Origin of the sequence: Pseudomonas sp. 22490, from assembly GCF_052044465.1 — a bacterium.
GTDB classification, from domain to species: Bacteria; Pseudomonadota; Gammaproteobacteria; order Pseudomonadales; family Pseudomonadaceae; genus Pseudomonas; species Pseudomonas aeruginosa.
This window is the reverse complement of the sequence record NZ_JBQENS010000003.1, coordinates 86,080-101,075: the sequence shown is the minus strand read 5'-3', so window position 1 is coordinate 101,075 and position 14,996 is coordinate 86,080. Positions and strand designations below refer to the sequence as shown.

Genomic DNA, 14,996 nt, shown 5'->3' with positions numbered 1-14,996 from the left:
CTCGCTCTAGTCGTTCCGCGATTAACCGAAGAATTTCTGACCGTTCTTGGCCATTTCACGCAGCTTCGCGGTCGGGTGGTACAGCGCGCCCAGCTCGGCGTACTTGTCGGCCAGGGCCACGAACTCGGCGACACCGATCGAATCGATGTAGCGCAGAGCACCACCACGGAAGGGCGGGAAGCCGATGCCGTAGATCAGGCCCATATCGGCCTCGGCAGCGGTCTCGACGATGCCGTCTTCCAGGCAACGCACGGTTTCCAGGCACAGCGGGATCATCATGAAGTTGACGATGTCCTCGTCGGTCACTTCGCGCTGCTCGACCACGATCGGCTTGAGCACTTCGTAGGCCTGCGGATCGGTGACCTTCTTCGGCTTGCCGCGCTTGTCGGTCTCGTAGGCGTAGAAGCCCTTGCCGTTCTTCTGGCCCAGGCGGTTGGCCTCGTACATCACGTCGACGGCGGTCTTGCCCTCGACCGCCATGCGGTCCGGGAAGCCCTCGGCCATGACGTCGCGGCCATGGTGGCCGGTGTCGATGCCGACCACGTCGGACAGGTAGGCCGGGCCCATGGGCCAGCCGAACTTCTCCATCACCTTGTCGATGCGCACGAAGTCGACGCCGAAGCTCAGCAGCTTGGCGAAGCCGCCGAAGTACGGGAACAGCACACGGTTGACCAGGAAGCCGGGGCAATCGTTGACCACGATCGGGCTCTTGCCCATCTTCTTGGCGTAGGCGACGGTGGTGGCGATGGCGGTTTCACCGGTCTTCTCGCCACGGATCACTTCCACCAGCGGCATCATGTGCACCGGGTTGAAGAAATGCATGCCGCAGAAGTTTTCCGGACGCTTCAGCGCCTGGGCCAGCAGGCTGATGGAGATGGTCGAGGTGTTGGAGGCGATGATCGCGTCTTCCTTCACCGCGCCTTCCACTTCGGCGAGCACGGCTTGCTTGACCTTGGGGTTCTCGACGACGGCTTCGACGACGATGTCGACGTTGCCGAAGTCGCCATAGGACATGGTCGGACGGATGCCATTGAGCGCCTCGGCCATCTTCGCCGGGGTCAGGCGACCCTTCTCGACGCGCTTGCCGAGCAGCTTGGCGGCCTCGTTCAGGCCCATCTGGATACCCTCTTCGCGGATATCCTTCATCAGGATCGGGGTGCCCTTGAGCGCCGACTGATAGGCGATGCCGCCGCCCATGATGCCGGCGCCGAGCACGGCGGCCAGTTTCACGTCCTTGGCGACTTCGTCGTATTTCTTGGCTTTCTTCTTCAGTTCCTGGTCATTCAGGAACAGGCCGATCAGGCTCTGCGCGACCGAGGTCTTGGCCAGCTTGACGAAGCCGGCGGCTTCGACTTCCAGCGCCTTGTCGCGGCCGAAGTTGGCGGCCTTCTGGATGCTCTTGATGGCTTCCACCGGCGCCGGGTAGTTCGGACCGGCCTGGCCGGCGACGAAGCCCTTGGCGGTTTCGAAGGCCATCATCTGCTCGATTGCATTCAGCTTCAGCTTTTCCAGCTTCGGCTGGCGACGTGCCTTGTGGTCCAGCTCGCCGGCGACGGCGCGCTTGGCCAGGTCGAGAGCAGCGGCCTGCAGTTGCTCGGGAGCGACCACGGCGTCGACGGCGCCGACCTTCAGGGCGTCCTCGGCCTTGTTTTCCTTGCCCGAGGCGATCCACTCGACGGCGTTATCGCAGCCGATCAGGCGCGGCAGGCGGACGGTGCCGCCGAAGCCCGGGTAGATGCCCAGCTTGACTTCCGGCAGGCCGACCTTGGCGGTCGCGCTCATCACGCGGAAGTCCGCGGCCAGGCACATCTCCAGGCCGCCGCCGAGGGCGATGCCGTTGATCGCGGCAACGGTGGGTACGTCCAGGTCTTCGAAGTCGCTGAAGATCTTGTTGGCTTCGAGGTTGCCCGCCATCAGTTCCTCGTCGGGCAGCTGGAAGTTGTCAACGAACTCGGTGATGTCGGCACCAACGATGAACACGTCCTTGCCGCTGGTCACGATCACGCCCTTGACCGATGCATCGGCCTTGATCGCATCGACTGCCGCACGCAACTCACTGAGGGTGAGACGGTTGAACTTGTTGACGGACTCGCCCTTGAGATCGAAATTCAACTCGACGATGCCGCCCTCAAGAGGCTTAACCGTGATGGCTTTACCTTGGTAAATCATCAACTGATCTCCACGCTATTATGGAAGCTTGAACTTACACATCGGACGCCGTGTCGGGACCCTTTCGGCAACCGCCGAGCATAGTCCCAAACCCTTCGGCACACCCGCCGACGCGATAACCGGGTCTCTATTGTCGAGGCCTGCGCGAGGCAAACGCTCGATTCATACGCCCGTTTGACTTGGGTGCGCACACATTCCGGCAAAAGCCGGGAATTGTCAATCAGCCATCCGGAAAACACCTGCCCTCCTCCAGGCCCTCTGCGCAGGGCCATTCAGCCAGCCTCTGTCGGACCATTCAGATGTTCGATGATCGGCGCCGTGGGCGCTTGTCCCGGTGCGGAAAGGCAGGCTAGAGTCGCCGCAGATCGCCATGCATGATCGGCCACGGGCCGTTACAAAAGAACAACAAGAAGGCCTCCAGGGCCACATGGAGATGGAACCCATGATCTGCCGTCCGTTCACTCTTTGTCTGGCCCTGCTCGGCCTGCTGAGCCTCCCCGTCTTCGCGGCAGGGACCGCCGATGACCTGCTCGCCCTGCACCAGATGCGGCTCGCCACGCAGAAATCCCTGAACGCCTTCTTCATGTACGTCGGCCAGGAAGGCGATCAACGCTACGCCAGCCTGATCGAAAGCTCGGCGCAGACGGCGGAAGCCCGCCTGCAGCGACTCGACGGCGTGAACGGCAGCGAATCCCGGCGCCTGCTGGGCCAGCTTCGCGAGCAATGGCGGGACTATGCGCAAGACCTCGACAAGCTGACCGGCGCGGTGCGCAACAAGGGCTACAGCGACCTGCAACCGGTCGCCGACCTGGCACGACGCAACCAGCAACTGATGGACCTCGGCGGCCAGTTGTATCGCAGCCTGCAACGGGAAAACGCCGCCACGGTGCCGACGCTCACCGAGCAGAGCCGCGAACAGAGCCTGCTGATGCAGGACATTGCTCTGGACTATGCCTCGCGCAACGCGTCGGTGGGCGCCAGCTTCTTCGGCGGCGGCGAGGAGCGTCCACTGGATGACCTGGCCAGCCGCTTTTCGGTCAACCTGTTGAAGCTGCAGCAGGCGCCGCAGAACGACGAGGAGATCGCCAGGGCGCTGCGCAGCGTGGCGATCAAGTGGCACTACATCGAGAAGTCCCTGCACAACTACAACCAGAACAGCGTGCCGTTCCTGGTCAACAAGAATGCAGACCGGATCATCGATGGCCTGGAGAAGGTCGCCGCGCTGTATGCCGCGCGCAACCAATGAACCTCGGCGCGCCGCCTCAGGCGCGCTGGCGGAGAAACTCGGCGATGCGCCCGAGGTCGGCGCTATCGCCGCGCTCGCCCCAATACAGGGCAAGGAACTGGGCGGTCGCCTCCACCTTGTAGACATCCCCGGGGAGGCTGCGCAGGGCGTCCAGCAACTCATCGTCCGCGCACGGCTCGCGCCACTGGTTCAGCCACTGGCCCGGGGTATTCTGCCAATAGCACCAGGCCTCCCGGCCGCGTCGGCGCGGGCAGTGGAACTGCGCGCAGGACGTCGGCGGAGCGCTCTCCAGCCAATGCGGCCAATCCTGGCGCGCGAGCTGCATGGCCAGGCCGAGACGGCGCGCCTCGAGGCGCAGGGCCATCTTGCCGCGCTGCCTGTTGGACGGCATCAGCCAGGCCAGGGGACTGAGCATGACAGCCAGCAGCAGGATCACCAGCCAAGTGGTCATAAGGAACGGACACTCGAAAAACGGTTAAGGCATTTGCCTCGATCCGCGCGCGCAGGCACGATCGGTCGCAGTCGCCAAGGGAGGCGCAGTTTACAGGCGAATGCGACCACGGCGGAGCAGCTTTTTGCCCAGCGCAACGGAACAGGTTCCACGCGCGGCGCGAAAGTCCATAATGAAAACACTATCCCCTTCTGGGAGGAGACGTTCATGCCCTATCAACACATTCTGGTCGCCGTCGACCTGACCGACGAATGCGACCCGGTGATGAAGCGTGCGGCGGCCCTGGCCACCAGCAACCAGGCCCGGCTCTCGGTGGTGCATGTGGTCGAGCCCATGGCCATGGCCTTCGGTGGGGACGTGCCGATGGACCTGTCGATGTTGCAGCAGCAGCAGTTCGACCAGGCCCGTGAACGCCTGGATGCCTTCGCCGTACGCTATCCGGACCTCGGCAGCGAGCAGCGCCACCTGGTCTACGGGCAACCGCGCCAGGAAATCCACCGCCTCGCCGCGGAACAGGCCTGCGACCTGATCGTGGTCGGCAGCCACGGTCGCCACGGCCTGGCGCTGCTGCTCGGTTCCACTGCCAACGACGTGCTGCACGGCGCGCCCTGCGACGTGCTCGCGGTGCACCTGAAGAAAGCCTGATCTCTCCCCGCTCGGCCGGGGCCTGCGCCTCAGCCGGGCGTTTCCTCGGCGCTCATCACCAGCGGGCGGATCTTCTGCAACTGGGTTTCCAGCGAATAGCTGATGCTCGACGACAGCGAGAAGAAGGTCAGGAACGCCTTCAGGTTGGAATCGCTGACACAGGTGTCGTGGATTCGCTGCCAGAACGCCTGGTTGACCAGTTGCAACTGCTGGAACAGCCGCACCAGCCCTTTCAGTTCCCAATCGGCATGCCGCCCCTCGCGGAAGTTGAAGTACTGGCGCATCAGGTACAGCGGCACCACCCGCAGCACGAACTCCTGGTTGCTGGCGAACGGCAGGTGCTGCATGGCCATCGGCCTCAGCGGCGCCAGCAGCGGACAGGCGCTGCTGGCCATGATCAAGCCGATCAGCGCGCGCAGTCCTTCCTCCAGGCCCGCCTGCTTGATGTACTCGCGCTCCGGCGTGCGCACGCAGATGCCGGCCTTGCGGAACGCCGGCAGGTTGCGGAAATCCTCGATCACCCCATGCAGGTCGACCGCCGCCGGACAATGGCTGTAGCGTTCGCGATCGAGCGGGCAGTTGCTGCAGCGATTGTGTTCCAGGCGCGTCCAGCGCGGCGCTGCGGCAGCCGCCTGCGGGTCGTAGTGCCGCTCCAGCTCGATGCGATAGTTGAGCTGATGCTGGTCGTCCAGCGTGATGCGGTACTCGATTGCCATGGACTGATCCTTTCTCGGGAGACGGCCGGCCCGTCAATGACGCCAGCCAGAGGGACCGACTGGGGACTGCACCCACCGCCGGCAAGGCCCGCAAGGATCATCGAGATGAGCCGCTATCACATTGATGCAGCTCACTTTTTCGAGATGGATCAGTCTTCCAGTTCGGCCCAGCGCTCGAGCAAGGCATCGAGTTCCTGCTGCAACGCGTCCAGCCGCGCCAGGGTTTCGCGCTGCTCGTCCTGCGGGCGCAGATAGAAATCCTGCTGCGCGATGGTTTCCTGGACACCCGCCAGCTCCGCCTCGACCGCGTCGATCTGCCCGGGCAAAGCCTCCAGCTCGCGCTGCAACTTGTAGCTGAGCTTTTTCTTCGCCGGCGCCTCGCTCGGCGCCGCAGCAGCCGGCGCGGGTTCGGCGGCGGGCGCCAGCGCGGTATTCAGCTCGGCCTTGCCGCTCTTCGACTCGCTCACGCCGAGCAGGCGCGGCGTGCCCCCTTGGCGCAGCCAGTCCTGGTAGCCACCGACGAATTCGCGAACCTTGCCCTCGCCCTCGAAGACCAGGGTGCTGGTCACCACGTTGTCGAGGAAGGCCCGATCGTGGCTGACCATCAGCACGGTGCCCTGGAAGCCGAGCAGGACTTCCTCCAGCAGTTCCAGGGTTTCCACGTCGAGGTCGTTGGTCGGTTCGTCGAGCACCAGCAGGTTGGCCGGCTTGCTGAACAGCTTGGCCAGCAACAGGCGCGCGCGCTCGCCGCCGGACAACGCCTTCACCGGGGTGCGGGCGCGCTGCGGACTGAACAGGAAGTCGCCGAGATAGCTGAGCACATGCCGGTTCTGGCCGTCGATGGTGATGAACTCGCGGCCTTCGGAGATATTGTCGATCACCGTCTGCTCGGGTTCGAGCTGATGGCGCAACTGGTCGAAGTAGGCCACTTCCAGCTTGGTGCCCACCTCGATCTTGCCCGAGGTCGGCTGCAGGTCGCCAAGCAGCAGCTTGAGCAAGGTGGTCTTGCCGGTACCGTTGGCGCCGAGCAGGCCGATACGGTCGCCGCGCTGCAGGACCATGGAGAAGTCGCGTACCAGCGGCTGGCCGCCGGGATGGGCGAAGCTGACGTGCTCCACCACGATCACCTGCTTGCCGGACTTGTCCGCGCTTTCCAGCTGGAAGCTGGCCTTGCCCTGGCGCTCGCGGCGCTCGGCGCGTTCGCGACGCATTTCCTTCAGTGCCCGAACCCGCCCTTCGTTGCGCGTGCGGCGGGCCTTGATGCCCTGGCGGATCCACACTTCTTCCTGGGCCAGGCGCTTGTCGAACAATGCGTTGGCAGCTTCTTCGGCGGCCAGTTGCTGTTCCTTGTGCACCAGGAAACTGGCGTAGTCGCCGTTCCAGTCGATCAGGTGGCCACGATCCAGCTCGAGGATGCGGGTCGCCAGGGATTGCAGGAAGGCGCGGTCGTGGGTAATGAACAGCACCGCGCCGTTGAAGCCCAGCAGCGCTTCCTCGAGCCAGGCGATGGCGCCGATGTCCAGGTGGTTGGTCGGTTCGTCGAGCAGCAGCAGGTCCGGCTCGGCGACCAGCGCCTGGGCCAGCAGCACGCGCCGACGCCAGCCGCCGGAGAGTTCGGCGAGGGTCTTGTCGGCCGGCAACTGCAGGCGGCTGAGGGTGCTGTCCACCAGTTGCTGCAGGCGCCAGCCATCGCGCGCCTCGAGTTCCTGCTGGACCCGCGAGAGGCGCGCCAGGTCGTCGTCGGTATGGATGTTCAGGCTCAGGTGGTGGTACTCGGCGAGCAGCTTGCCAACTTCCGCCAGACCCTCGGCCACCACGTCGAACACTGTCCGTTCGTCGGCACGCGGCAGTTCCTGGGGCAATTCGCCGATCTTCAGCGCCGGTGCGCGCCAGACTTCGCCGTCGTCGGCCTGCTGTTCGCCCTTGACCACCTTGAACAGGCTGGACTTGCCGGTACCGTTGCGCCCGATCACGCAGACCCGCTCGCCACGGCCGATCTGCCACGACACCTTGTCCAGCAAGGGAGTGGTGCCAAAGGCAAGGGATACATCGGTGAACTTGAGCAGGGTCATGGGCGCCTCCGGAAACAGGGCGCGCATTTTACGCCGGATAGGCATCGGATGGCACGGCGCTTTCACCGCCATGCCGCAACGGCTAAGCTTAGGCGAGCCATCCGCCCGGCTTCGGGCGCGCCCCGCGACAGCGGTCGCGCGCCAGTCCCGCGAGCGGTCGAAACGCCCGTAGGCAGCCGTTGCGGACCTGCCGACGTTACCCGACATCACCTGCCCGGATAAGTCATGCGCGGTCGCCTGTTCACTCTCGTTTCCTGCCTTTTGCTCAGTATTTCCTCCGTCGACGCGGTCCACGCCGCTTCCCTGACCGAACAACGCCGTCTCTACGACCAGGCCAAGGCCGCCCTGGCCAAGGGCAACAGCGCGCCCTACATGGCCTCGCGCAGCGCCCTGCGCGATTACCCGCTGGAACCCTACCTGGCCTACGACGAACTGACCCACCGGCTGAAGTCCGCCAGCAACGAGGAGGTCGAGCGCTTCCTCACCGAACACGGCGACCTGCCGCAGATCGGCTGGCTGAAACTGCGCTGGCTGCGCCTGCTGGCCGACCGCGGTGACTGGAAGACCTTCGTCAACTACTACGATCCGAAGCTGAACTTCACCGAACTCGACTGCCTGTATGGCCAGTACCAGCTGGGCCACGGCCAGAAGGCCGAAGGCTACGCCACCAGCGAACGCCTGTGGCTGGTCGGCAAGTCGCAGCCGGCTGCCTGCGACACCCTGTTCGGCCTCTGGCAGGGCGAAGGCCAGCTCACCGAGGAAAAGGTCTGGAAACGCCTCAAGCTGGCCGCCGAAGCGCGCAACTACAGCCTCGCCTCGCACCTCGCGCAGCGCCTGCCGACCCTCGGCAACCAGGGCGCGCTGATGGTCAGCGTGGCGCAGAACCCCGCCCAGCTGAGCCAGACCGGCCGCTTCAGCCAGCGCGACCATGCCACCGCCGACGTGGTCGGTCTCGGCCTGCGCCGCCTGGCGCGGCAGGACCCGGAAAAGGCCCTTAGCCTGCTCGACTACTACAGCTCGGCGCTACCCTTCTCCAGCGACGAGAAGGTCGCCATCGCCCGCGAGATCGGTCTCAGCCTGGCCAAGCGCTTCGATCCGCGCGCACTGCCGCTGATGACCCAGTACGATCCCGGCCTGCGCGACAACACCGTCACCGAATGGCGCACCCGCCTGCTGCTGCGCCTGGGCCGCTGGGACGAAGCCTACGCGCTGACCCGCAAGCTGCCCCAGGATCTTGCCGCCACCAGCCGCTGGCGCTATTGGCAGGCACGCAGCCTGCAACTGGCGCAGCCGAACAGCAAGGAGCCGATCGCGCTGTACCAGAAGCTCGCCGGCGAGCGCGACTTCTACGGCTTCCTCGCCGCCGACCGCCTGAGCGTGCCGTACAAGCTCGGCAACCGTCCTGCGCACATCGACCCGCGCGTCCTGCAACGCGTACGCAACGCCGCCAGTACGCGCCGGGCCATGGAGTTCTTCAACCGTGGCGAAGTGATCAACGCCCGCCGCGAGTGGTACCACGCCGCGCGCCTGTTCGATCGCGACGAGCTGATCGCCCAGGCCAGGCTGGCCTACGACATGCAGTGGTATTTCCCGGCGATCCGCTCGATCAGCCAGGCGCAGTACTGGGACGACCTGGACATCCGCTTCCCGATGGCGCACCGCGCCACCCTGGTGCGCGAAGCGAAGAACCGCGGCCTGCACTCCAGCTGGATCTTCGCCATCACCCGGCAGGAAAGCGCGTTCATGTCCGATGCCCGTTCCGGAGTCGGCGCCACCGGGCTGATGCAGCTGATGCCCGGCACCGCCAAGGAGACCTCGCGCAAGTTCGGCATCCCGCTGGCCTCGACCCAGCAACTGATCGTGCCCGACGTCAACATCCGCCTCGGCGCCGCCTACCTGAGCCAGGTGCATAGCCAGTTCAACGGCAACCGGGTACTCGCCTCGGCCGCCTACAACGCCGGTCCGGGCCGCGTCCGCCAGTGGCTGAAAGATACCCGCCACCTGGCCTTCGACGTGTGGATCGAGACCATTCCGTTCGACGAGACTCGCCAGTACGTGCAGAACGTGCTGTCCTATGCGGTGATCTACGGGCAGAAGCTCAATGCGCCGCAGCCCATCGTCGACTGGCACGAACGCTACTTCGACGATTTCTGACCCCCAACCCGGCCCGGACGCCCGGGCCTTTCCAGTACCTTGAAAAGGACCTCAAGATGAACAAGCCCCTCGCCACCGCCCTGCTCGCCACCTCCAGCCTGCTGCTCGCCGACGGCGCCCTGGCCGCCGACGCCTGCGGTACGCCGCGCAACGCCTTCGACAGCGTGTACTGCCGCAGCGGCGAGTTTTCCCAGGCCGACCGCGAGCTGAACCAGCAGTTCGGCACCCTGCGCAAGCACCTGAACGACGGCCAGAAAGCCCTGCTGAAGAAGAGCCAGATCGCCTGGATCAAGGAGCGCGACGCGGCCTGCAGCGAAAGCAAGGACAACGGTTATTTCGTCAACCTCGACTGCGCCACCGAGAAGACCCGCCAGCGCCTCGACTTCCTCCGCGAACGCGAGCGCGAGTGCCTGAGCACCGGTTGCGTCGACGCCAAGCTCTGATCGCCGGCAAGGGCCGCCCGCCGCAACGGCGGGCGACCGTTCCTCAGTCGAGGATTTCCACCGGCATCCCCACCTCCAGGCTGCCCTGTCCCAGCGCAATCAGGTTCTGCCCGAACAGCACCGCGCCATCCTTTTCCCGGTAGGTCTTCAGGGTCGTCAGCGGCTCGCGGTCCTCGTTGCGCTCGCCGGTCGCCGGATCCAGGGTGGTGAGGATGCAGCGGGAACAGGGCTTGGCCACGACGAACTCGACCGAGCCGATGCGGATGCGTTTCCAGCCGTCCTCGGCGAACGCGGCGCTGCCTTCCACCACCAGGTTGGGACGGAAGCGCAGCATCTCCAACGGCCGGCCGACCCGCTGGCTGAGGTCGTCGAGCGAAGCCTGGCCGATCAGCAGCAGCGGGAAACCGTCGGCGAAATGCACCTTCTGCCCCGGCTCGGCGTAGCCGGTATCGACCTGCCGCGCGCGCGCCTCGGGAATGTGCACCAGGCGCGTCGGGCGGCCGAGGAAGCGCGTCATCCAGTCCGCTGCGGCGTCGCCGGCATCCGGCGCCTGCAAGGTATCGCGCCAGACCGTGACGCCACGCAGGTTGGCGTCGGCTGCCGGTACTTCGAGGCTCAGCTCGGACATCCCCGGCGCATTCAGCCGCAGGACCTCCGGTGCCGCCCAGCGCGCCTGGATACGCCCCAGCTGCGGCAGCAGGCGCTGGGTGAAGAAACGTCCGGTTTCGGTGTCCACCGCCATCCAGCGTCGGTCGCCGACCACGCCCAGCGCATCGAGCGCGACGCGCTCCAGGGACTCGGCGGCGGAAGACTTGATCGGATAGCGGTACAGCGCGGAGAGACGGAACATGGAACCAGCATCCTTGGTGGAAAGATGCTGTTATACGGTGTCGCGGGAAAGGCCGACAAGACACAGACGCCACTCCAGGCAGCGGATCAGTCGGCCCCGCCCTCAGTCCTCGCGCGGCGGCTCGCGCAACAACGGCGAGCCGGCCGGCAAGTGCACGCGCAGCGCGCCCGGGGAAACCGAGAAACGCAGCTTGCGTCCTTCCAGCGGCTCGCCGTCGAGATTGACGTCGAGACCTTCCGCCGCCTCCACTTCCAGCCATGGCACCCGCGCGCGGACGAACAGGCTTTCCACTCCGTTGCCACCGCCGAGCAGGGTGCCCAGGGTACCGACCATGTCCTGCGGCGTCGGCAGGATGCTCACGTCCAGCAGGCCGTCGTCCACTCGCGCTTGCGGACACAGTACGTGCCCGCCGCCGGCCTGGCGCCCGTTACCGATGCCCAGGGCGAGGAACTCGCCTTCCCACTGGAAGTCCGGGGCGCTGAAACGGCCCTGGGCGGCATGCACTTCGGAAAAACGGGTCAACCCGGTCAACAGGTAGGCGGCACCGCCGAGAACCTTCTTCAGGTCCTCCGAGGTATTCGCGGTGACCTTCGAACCGAAGCCGCCAGTGGCCATGTTGAGGAACAGCTTGCCGTTCACCTCGCCCAGGTCGATCGGCCGCGCCGTCTGGTCGAGCAGCGCCAGCGCCGCGGCCGGTTCCAGGGGAATCCCGGCGGCGCGGGCGAAATCGTTGGCGGTGCCCAGCGGCAGGATCGCCAGGCTCGCCTCGCCTCGCCCGCGCGCCAGCGCTTCGGCCACCTCGCGCAGCGTGCCGTCGCCACCGCCCGCGACCAGCGTCGCATAGCCGGCCGCCAGCGCCTCCTCGACGATGCGCCGGGCGTCGCCGTCCTCCCAGGTTACCCGCACCGCCAGCTCCCGCCCGGCCTCGCGCTGTGCCGCGACCGCGGCACGAACCTCTTCGTTGCCCGCCTGCTTGCCGTGCAGGACCAGCAGAACCTTGTCCTTGTCCATCGAACCGAACCCCTCGTCGTGGCCTTGTCTTTGCCTATTGACCGCGTATCCGGGACGGAAGTGCGGCGCCCGGTTCAGGCAGGGTAGCCGGTAATCTCGCGAATGCTGCGGTAGAGCGGGCGCAACTGGCGATACATGCGCAGGTAGACCTCGCCATAGAGCCGCTGGTAGATCTGCCGGGCTTCCGCCTGGGGCAGGAAAACCCGGCCGACGCGGGTCATCCCGGCCACCGCGCTGGCGACGTCCGGATAGAGGCCAAGCCCCACCGCGCAGTCGATCGCCGCACCCAGGCCGGACGCCTCGTAGACATGCGGGCGCTCGGCCGGCAGGCCGAAGATGTCGGCGGTGAGCTGCATCGCCGCGTCGCTCTGCGAGCCGCCGCCGGCCACGCGCAGGCGCACGATCGGCGTGCCCGAACGCTTCTCGATGCGCTCCTTGCCCTGGCGCAGGGCATAGGCCAGGCCCTCGAGGATGGCCCGGTAGATGTGCGCCCGGGTATGCACGTCGCCGAAACCGATCATCGCCCCCTTGGCCTCCAGTCCCGGTTCGCGGATTCCCGGCGACCAGTAGGGTTGCAGGGTCAGGCCCATCGAGCCGGGCGGCACGCCGTTGACCAGTTCGTCGAACAGTTGCTCCGGCTCGACCCCCTGCTCGCGCGCCTGCTGCATCTCGCGCAAGCCGAACTCGCGCTTGAACCAGCTGACCATCCAGTAGCCGCGATAGATCATCACCTCGGTATTGAAATGATCGGGAATCGCCGCCGGATAGGGTGGAATCAGCGGCACGGTTTCCAGGTAGCGGGCGCGAGTGGTGTTGATGGTCGCCGTGGTGCCGTAGGAGAGGCAGGCGATGGTGGGCTCCAGCGCACCTGCGCCGAGCACCTCGCAGGCCTTGTCGGCCCCCGCGGCGATCAACGGCAGGCCTTGCGGAATGCCGGTGTGCCGGCTGGCCTCGGCGCTGATCTCGCCGAGCCGCTCGCCCGGCTTGAACAGCTCCGGCAACTGCTCGCGGCGTACCGCCAGCGCCTGCCATTTCCAGTCGCGCGGCGCGGCCCAGCGCAGGCGCTTGTAGTCGAACGGCAGGTAGGCTACGCAGCACCCCACCGAATCGACGAAACGGCCGGTCAGGCGGTGGCTGAGAAAGCCGGAAAGCAGCAACACCTTGTCGGTCTTCGCGGCGATCTCCGGCTGCTCCTGGGCCACCCAGTTGACCTCGGCCTGGGCGCGGAAATGCTCCACCGCGCCCTCGGCGCCGACCAGCTTGAACAGCCAGCCCCAAGGCCCCCTGATGCGCTCGCGGACCTCCGCCCGGCGCTGGTCGAGCCAGAGGATCGCCGGACGCAACGGCCTGCCCTCGGCATCGACGTGGATCACCGTGCCACGCTGGGTGGTCAGCGACACCCCGCGGATGAGCCCGCGATCGATGTCCACCTGGTCCCAGAGCCGCCGACAGGCCTCGCCGAGCATCGCCCAGTAGTACTCGGGGTCCTGTTCGGCCCAGCCCGGATGCTTCGAGTAGTAGGCCTCCAGCTCCACCTTGCCCTTGCCCAGCAGGTTGCCCTGCAGGTCGAACAGCAGGGCGCGCACGCTCTGGGTGCCATTGTCGATCGCCAGCAGATAGTTCTTGTCGTTCATCTCGTTCTCGTCTCGGCTGGTCAGACGGGCAGGCTGTAGTGCCGGCGCCAGAGGTCCAGATAGGCCTGTTGCTCACGTTCCCAGCGCGGGTCGTCCCAGCCCAGGCGCGCTTGGCAGAGCGCGCGGATACGCGGCAGGTATGCCGCGCCGCCTCCGGGCAACAGCAGGCCGAGGCGGGTGCGGCGCAACAGCAGGTCATCGAGATGCAGCACCATTTCCGCCTCGGCGGCGAACGCCAGTTCGGCCCAGAGCGTTTCGCTGGCACCCACGCAGTCCGTTCCGAGGGTGTCCACCAGCCGCTTGAGGCGGACCAGGTCGCGTCCGTAGCGACCGGCCAGGCGGCGTCGCTGGCCGCTGCCGAGCCCGTCGATGAGCGGGCCTTCGCAGGCGCCGAACACCGCCGCGCCATCGTCCGTGACCGTGCGCCCGAGCAGCGGCGCGCAGGCTTGTAGCACCTCCACCGCCAGCGGCCGGAAGGTGGTCAGCTTGCCGCCGGCCAGGGTCACGCAGCCCGGCTCGCGCCAGAGCACATGCTCGCGTTTCTCGTCGGAAGGCTTGCCGCTGTCGTCGCCGCTGCTGACCACCGGTCGCACGCCGGCCCAGGTCGACAGCACGTCGCGCGCCTCGATGGCAGCGGCGGGAAACTGCTGGGCGCAGGCCGCCAGCAGGTAGTCGAGTTCGGCGCGGCTGATCCGCGCGTCCTCCCCAAGGCCGTCGCGATGGTCGAGATCGGTGGTGCCGACCACCGTCGCGCCCTCCCAGGGGAACACGAACACCGGTCGCCGGTCCGTGGCGTGCATGAAGCTGAAGGCATGGGCCACCGGCAGGCGCCAGGCCGGCAGCAATAGATGGCTGCCGCGCAGCGGGCGGATGTGCTCGCTTCCGCCGGGCTGGCGCAACTCATCGGCCCAGGCCCCGGTGGCCAGCGCCAGGGCGCGGCAGCGAAAGTCGAAAAGCTCGCCGCTCTCGCGGTCCTCGGCGCGCAGGCCGACCACCTGGCCGCCCTCGCGCAGCAATTCGCGCACACGCATGCCGTTGAATGCCTCGCCGCCGTCGTGACGCGCCTCGGCCAGCACCCGCAGCACCAGGCGCGCATCGTCGGTCACCGCATCGAAGAATCGCGTGCCGCCGAGCAGCCGTTGTTCCTTCAGGCCCGGCGCCAGGTAGCGCAACGCGGCGGCGTCGTAGAAACGGTGGTTGCGCCGCCCGGCAAGGGCGTCGTACACGCTCAGCAGGCCGCCGAATAGCCGCGGGCCGGGAAAGCCGCCGCGGTAGTGGGCCATCACGAAGCTCAACGGCTCCACCAGCCCAGGCGCCTCGCCGAGCAGGCGCTGGCGCTCGCGCACCGAGTCGCGGGTCAGCCGCCATTGGCCCTTGGCGATGTAGCGCAGGCCGCCATGGACCATCTTCGACGAGCGGCTCGAGGTGCCCCAGGCGAAGTCCCGCTGCTCCAGCAGCAGGCAGCGCCAGCCGCGCCGCGCGGCTTCGCGGAGGATGCCGGCACCGCTGATGCCGCCGCCGACCACGATCAGGTCCCACTCCTGCCCCGCCAGCGCCGGCAGGCGGCGGCGACGCCACTCCTCGTTCCAGGCTGAAGTCATTCCG

General features: G+C 66.8%; 12 protein-coding genes. 4 read left to right on the top strand and 8 right to left on the bottom strand.

Going from position 1 to position 14,996, the window contains the following annotated elements:
* Positions 1–21 precede the first annotated feature (21 nt).
* Positions 22–2,169 carry a fatty acid oxidation complex subunit alpha FadB gene (fadB, locus tag ACTJJX_RS04490; RefSeq protein ID WP_003091204.1) on the bottom strand — a complete coding sequence of 716 codons (2,148 nt, stop codon included), beginning with the start codon at positions 2,167–2,169 and terminating at the stop codon, positions 22–24.
* A gap of 427 nt (positions 2,170–2,596) precedes the next feature.
* On the opposite strand from fadB, the gene ACTJJX_RS04485 reads away from it, so the two are divergent.
* A complete protein-coding gene (locus tag ACTJJX_RS04485; RefSeq protein ID WP_016852663.1) occupies positions 2,597–3,415 on the top strand; it encodes a hypothetical protein in 819 nt (272 codons plus the stop codon).
* 16 nt (positions 3,416–3,431) lie between these two features.
* Here the strand turns inward: ACTJJX_RS04485 and ACTJJX_RS04480 are convergent, their stop codons facing one another.
* Positions 3,432–3,866 carry a hypothetical protein gene (locus ACTJJX_RS04480; protein WP_003109487.1) on the bottom strand — a complete coding sequence of 145 codons (435 nt, stop codon included), beginning with the start codon at positions 3,864–3,866 and terminating at the stop codon, positions 3,432–3,434.
* Between the two features lie 207 nt (positions 3,867–4,073).
* Between ACTJJX_RS04480 and ACTJJX_RS04475 the strand changes: the two genes are divergently transcribed.
* The gene (locus ACTJJX_RS04475) at positions 4,074–4,511 is read left to right on the top strand and encodes a universal stress protein (RefSeq protein ID WP_003091210.1); all 438 of its coding nucleotides are present in this window, start codon (positions 4,074–4,076) and stop codon (positions 4,509–4,511) included.
* Between the two features lie 29 nt (positions 4,512–4,540).
* On the opposite strand, the gene ACTJJX_RS04470 is transcribed toward ACTJJX_RS04475, so the two are convergent.
* Positions 4,541–5,227, bottom strand: coding sequence for a DUF6901 family protein (locus ACTJJX_RS04470; RefSeq protein WP_003118097.1), 687 nt, complete (start codon positions 5,225–5,227; stop codon positions 4,541–4,543).
* Between the two features lie 149 nt (positions 5,228–5,376).
* Positions 5,377–7,299, bottom strand: coding sequence for an ATP-binding cassette domain-containing protein (locus tag ACTJJX_RS04465; protein ID WP_003091215.1), 1,923 nt, complete (start codon positions 7,297–7,299; stop codon positions 5,377–5,379).
* Positions 7,300–7,524: 225 nt separating this feature from the next.
* Between ACTJJX_RS04465 and slt the strand changes: the two genes are divergently transcribed.
* Together slt and ACTJJX_RS04455 are read left to right on the top strand one after the other, a co-directional pair.
* The gene (gene slt / locus ACTJJX_RS04460) at positions 7,525–9,453 is read left to right on the top strand and encodes a lytic transglycosylase Slt (RefSeq protein WP_016253193.1); all 1,929 of its coding nucleotides are present in this window, start codon (positions 7,525–7,527) and stop codon (positions 9,451–9,453) included.
* A 56-nt stretch (positions 9,454–9,509) separates the two neighbouring features.
* Positions 9,510–9,896: a lysozyme inhibitor LprI family protein gene (locus ACTJJX_RS04455; protein ID WP_003118100.1), complete on the top strand. Its 387-nt coding sequence runs from the start codon at positions 9,510–9,512 to the stop codon at positions 9,894–9,896.
* A 43-nt stretch (positions 9,897–9,939) separates the two neighbouring features.
* On the opposite strand, the gene ACTJJX_RS04450 is transcribed toward ACTJJX_RS04455, so the two are convergent.
* From ACTJJX_RS04450 to ACTJJX_RS04435, 4 genes are all read right to left on the bottom strand, one after another.
* The gene (locus tag ACTJJX_RS04450; protein WP_016852662.1) at positions 9,940–10,746 is read right to left on the bottom strand and encodes an MOSC domain-containing protein; all 807 of its coding nucleotides are present in this window, start codon (positions 10,744–10,746) and stop codon (positions 9,940–9,942) included.
* A gap of 102 nt (positions 10,747–10,848) precedes the next feature.
* Complete coding sequence (yegS, locus tag ACTJJX_RS04445; RefSeq protein ID WP_003091230.1) at positions 10,849–11,757, bottom strand: lipid kinase YegS; 909 nt, start codon at positions 11,755–11,757, stop codon at positions 10,849–10,851.
* A gap of 74 nt (positions 11,758–11,831) precedes the next feature.
* The gene (locus ACTJJX_RS04440) at positions 11,832–13,391 is read right to left on the bottom strand and encodes an FGGY-family carbohydrate kinase (RefSeq protein ID WP_003109491.1); all 1,560 of its coding nucleotides are present in this window, start codon (positions 13,389–13,391) and stop codon (positions 11,832–11,834) included.
* Between the two features lie 20 nt (positions 13,392–13,411).
* Entirely contained in the window at positions 13,412–14,992 is a 1,581-nt protein-coding gene (locus tag ACTJJX_RS04435; protein ID WP_003113972.1) for a glycerol-3-phosphate dehydrogenase/oxidase, read from the bottom strand.
* Positions 14,993–14,996 lie beyond the last annotated feature (4 nt).

Bases quoted from the DNA above. Each gene is read 5' to 3' on its own strand.
- fadB (WP_003091204.1), bottom strand. From the start codon at position 2,169: ATGATTTACCAAGGTAAAGCCATCACGGTTAAGCCTCTTGAGGGCGGC.
- ACTJJX_RS04485 (WP_016852663.1), top strand. From the start codon at position 2,597: ATGGAGATGGAACCCATGATCTGCCGTCCGTTCACTCTTTGTCTGGCC.
- ACTJJX_RS04480 (WP_003109487.1), bottom strand. From the start codon at position 3,866: ATGACCACTTGGCTGGTGATCCTGCTGCTGGCTGTCATGCTCAGTCCC.
- ACTJJX_RS04475 (WP_003091210.1), top strand. From the start codon at position 4,074: ATGCCCTATCAACACATTCTGGTCGCCGTCGACCTGACCGACGAATGC.
- ACTJJX_RS04470 (WP_003118097.1), bottom strand. From the start codon at position 5,227: ATGGCAATCGAGTACCGCATCACGCTGGACGACCAGCATCAGCTCAAC.
- ACTJJX_RS04465 (WP_003091215.1), bottom strand. From the start codon at position 7,299: ATGACCCTGCTCAAGTTCACCGATGTATCCCTTGCCTTTGGCACCACT.
- slt (WP_016253193.1), top strand. From the start codon at position 7,525: ATGCGCGGTCGCCTGTTCACTCTCGTTTCCTGCCTTTTGCTCAGTATT.
- ACTJJX_RS04455 (WP_003118100.1), top strand. From the start codon at position 9,510: ATGAACAAGCCCCTCGCCACCGCCCTGCTCGCCACCTCCAGCCTGCTG.
- ACTJJX_RS04450 (WP_016852662.1), bottom strand. From the start codon at position 10,746: ATGTTCCGTCTCTCCGCGCTGTACCGCTATCCGATCAAGTCTTCCGCC.
- yegS (WP_003091230.1), bottom strand. From the start codon at position 11,757: ATGGACAAGGACAAGGTTCTGCTGGTCCTGCACGGCAAGCAGGCGGGC.
- ACTJJX_RS04440 (WP_003109491.1), bottom strand. From the start codon at position 13,391: ATGAACGACAAGAACTATCTGCTGGCGATCGACAATGGCACCCAGAGC.
- ACTJJX_RS04435 (WP_003113972.1), bottom strand. From the start codon at position 14,992: ATGACTTCAGCCTGGAACGAGGAGTGGCGTCGCCGCCGCCTGCCGGCG.